Source organism: bacterium (genome assembly GCA_035505375.1).
GTDB lineage: Bacteria > Hydrothermota > Tepidihabitantia > Tepidihabitantales > Tepidihabitantaceae > UBA2258.
Genome location: DATJQV010000009.1, coordinates 1 through 3424 on the forward strand (window position 1 = coordinate 1; position 3424 = coordinate 3424).

The window sequence follows — 3424 nt, forward strand, 5'->3', positions numbered from 1 at the left end:
GGCAGGCCGATTCATGAAGCAGGTGCCCTGCGCGTACCTGCGGATTCAGCCGCAGGTCGACAGCAACCCGAAGATAAGGAAGAACCAGCACGCCATCCAGTTGATAGACAGCGCCACCGCCGTTGTCTATGGTGGTGCAGGAATCAGCCCTTGGACCCGGGTCAACGACTCGGCGATGAACCCGGCCAATCATGTCTACGACATATCGAACCCGCCGGTCTGGATACCTCAGGTCCAGGAGGTGCAGGACGAGGTCCGCGTCCTGCTTTACCTGCACGAACTCGCAAACATGGACACCACGTACGATGGGGCCGCCGAGCGCCGGGACATCGTAGTTCCGGCCGCGTCCCTCAGGGTTGCTCCAAGGCCTTGCCGGGGCATGCTGCAGGTCTGTTTGCCGCCTGTGCACGGCGCGCGCGAGCTCCGGATGCACGACGTCTGCGGCAGAATGGTTCTGCAGAGAACTGTGCCCGCGGGCAGAGCGAGTGTTTCGCTGGATTTACGCGGCCTGCGACCAGCGGTCTACTACGTTTCAGTTGCCGGGTCCGGCAGCGCGCCGGTCGTGGTTGTGCGCTGAAGCCCGGGCCTGTCGGCAGGGCTTGCCAGCGCTGTTTTGCCCGGCATAATCCCAGCAGTGACCGAAACCCAACTCAAGGCCATCCGGGAGCTCTTCCCGGTAACGCACCGCTATGCGTATCTGAATCACGCGTCGAACGGCTCTCTCGCCCTGCCGGTGGTCGCGGCGATGAACGGCTACATCGAGCGGTGCAGCCTGCACGGTGAGGTGCCTTACTCCGAGGCCGAGGCAGCGGTCGAGGAAGGCCGCGAGCTGGCGGCTCGGCTGATGGGTGTGCGCAAGGAAGAGATTGCGTTCGTCAAGAACACCTCCGCCGGTGCCATAATCGCCATCGGTTCCATCGACTGGCACCACGGCGACAACATGATTCTGATGCGTGACGCGTTTCCGACCAACATCTACCCGTTCAACTACCTGCTGCCGTTCGTCGAGAAGCGGTACGTGACCAGCACCGAACTGGCCAAGGGGTCGGACTGCATATTCCGGCTCGTCGACCGGCATACACGCGCGATTGCCATCGACTGGGTACATTTCCTCTCCGGTGTGCGGGCGGACATCGGCGCGATAAGTGATTTCTGCCGCACGCGCGCCATCCACGTCCTGCTCGACGCCATGCAGGGGCTGGGCGCGGTGGACCAGAGTTTCGGGGACCTCGGCTTTGACTTTGTCTACGCCGGCGGCGGCAAGTGGCTGCTCGGGCCTCAGGGCAGCGGCATTCTCTACGTCAACTCGGCGACGCTGCCGGGGCTGAAGCCTGCCAACCTCGGCTGGCTGTCGGCGAGATGGGACGACTTCAACGACATCTACACGCCCAAACCGATGAAACCGGGCGCGAGCCGATTCGAGGAGGGGACCAAGAACTACATCGGTATCTACGGGCTGCGCGAGTCGCTGCGCATCCTGCTCAACGTGGGGATGAGCGAGGTCGCAGCGCGAGTGCGAATGCACGTGCAGTTGCTGCGTCAGTGGTTGAACGAGAAGGGGTTCGAGACTCTGACCCCGGCTGTCCCCGAACGTCACGCGGGGGTAATCGACGCATACAGGCCGGGCGTGGACATGGCCGCGCTGTTCGCGCGGCTGAAGGAGCAGGGGTTCATCTGCTCGTTGCGCGAGAACCGCCTGCGCATCGCTCCGCACTTCTACAACACCGAGGAAGAAGTCGAGCGGTTCTGCGCGGCCCTGCCGGGCAAGGGCGAGACGGTTGCCTGATGGTTGGTATCGATCTCACGGGCCGCGTTGTCCTGGTGACCGGCGGCAGTCGGGGACTGGGTGGAGCCGCAGCGCTGGCGCTCGCGCGGGCCGGTGCGGACGTGGCGGTCAACTACGTGAAGGATGGGAAGGCGGCCCGCGACGTTGCCGCTCGGTGCGGGGAGTTTGGTGTTCGGGCCATGGCCATGAAGGCAGACGTGGCATCTTCGGGCGACGTCAAGCGGCTCTTTTCGCGGGTTGCCGCACGTTTCGGCCGGCTGGACATTCTCGTCGCCAATGCCGGCATCTGGAAGGTCGCGGCCATCGAGAAGATGACCGACCGGCAGCTTGCCGAGACGCTCGACCTGAACGTCAGGGGCGTCTTCTACTGCTGCCGGGAGGCAGTTCCATTGATGCGTAAGGCCGGCGGTGGACGCATCATCCTCGTCGCCTCCACCGCGGGCCAGCGCGGTGAAGCATTCCATTCGCACTACGCTGCCAGCAAGGGAGCGGTCATCAGCCTGACCAAGTCACTTGCGCCGGAACTGGCGGCAGACCGTATTCTTGTGAACTGCATCGCACCCGGATGGTTCGATACCGACATGTCGCGGCCGAGCCTGAGCAAGCCCGACATACGCGAGCAGGTCCTTGCCACGATACCACTGGGCCGCGTCGGCAGGCCCGAGGAGTTCGCCGGTGCGGTGCTCTTCCTTGCTTCCGAACTCGCGACCTTCGTCACCGGCGAAATCCTGAACGTCAACGGTGGAGCAGTCCTCGTCGGCTAGTTCCACGCCCCGCCCCCACACGGCAGGGCAGAAGGTCGCGATTGTCCTTAGCATCGCGGCGCTGGCCGCCGTGGTCGTGCTGCTGGTGCTCGCCGGGGGCAGGGTCTGGCACTTCTTCCGCCACCCTTCAGAGCTGCGGCCGCTCGTGCGTGGCTGGGGAGCCTGGGCGCCGTTGGGCATACTCGCGTTCCAGGTCACACAAATTGTCATCGCCCCTCTGCCCGGCGATGCGCTGTCGTTCACGTGCGGGTATGTACTCGGGTTCTGGCCGACAATCGTTTGGCTGATGGTCGGTGTCATGCTCGGCTCGACCGCCGACTTCCTGCTGACCCGATTGCTGGGCCGCAGGGTTATGCGTTTCTTCCTGTCGCCCGAACAGCTCGCACGGCTCGACTCGGCGGTTCTGCGACGGGGCACTTTCTACGTCCTGCTGCTTCTGCTGGTGCCAAACCCGGTCGGAGACTGGGTCTACTATCTCGCCGGCCTGACTTCCATGCCATGGCCCATCTTCATCCTGCTGGTCTTTGTCGGCAAGCTCCCTTCGAATCTGTTGAACTGCAGCCTTGGGGCTACGGCCACGCATTTCGGTTGGCGTGAGTGGGCGATTCTAGGGCTGGTCGCGGCGACGCTCGCTTTCTTCTACTACAAGAACCGCGCCCGCATCCAGGCGGCGCTCGACCGCGTCAGCAGCCGGCATCGCGTGTCTGCCGGTTCCTGACCAGCTCCGCTTGTCCCGGACAGCGACCATCAGTGTTGTCTGCGTCCATCTGTGGTTGTCCTTACTGGACCCTGGCGCTCTCCAGCGTCCTTGGCGGTTCAACATCTGGTTCTGGGTGCGAAGAAAACGCTTGACATGGGGGGGGGGGGGGGCAAA

4 protein-coding genes are annotated in these 3424 nt (G+C 64.0%); all 4 read left to right on the forward strand.

The window, feature by feature from the left end:
- Positions 1-577: hypothetical protein (locus tag VMH22_01395; GenBank protein HTW90350.1), on the forward strand; the 577-nt coding region annotated here is incomplete at its 5' end.
- A 57-nt stretch (positions 578-634) separates the two neighbouring features.
- Positions 635-1786 (forward strand): aminotransferase class V-fold PLP-dependent enzyme, encoded by a 1152-nt coding sequence (locus tag VMH22_01400; protein HTW90351.1) that lies wholly within the window; start codon positions 635-637, stop codon positions 1784-1786.
- A complete protein-coding gene (locus VMH22_01405) occupies positions 1786-2550 on the forward strand; it encodes a glucose 1-dehydrogenase (protein ID HTW90352.1) in 765 nt (254 codons plus the stop codon). The genes VMH22_01400 and VMH22_01405 overlap by 1 nt, the downstream gene beginning before the upstream one ends.
- Positions 2528-3268, forward strand: coding sequence for a VTT domain-containing protein (locus tag VMH22_01410; protein ID HTW90353.1), 741 nt, complete (start codon positions 2528-2530; stop codon positions 3266-3268). Before VMH22_01405 ends, VMH22_01410 begins: the two co-directional genes overlap by 23 nt.
- The last annotated feature ends 156 nt before the right edge of the window (positions 3269-3424 follow it).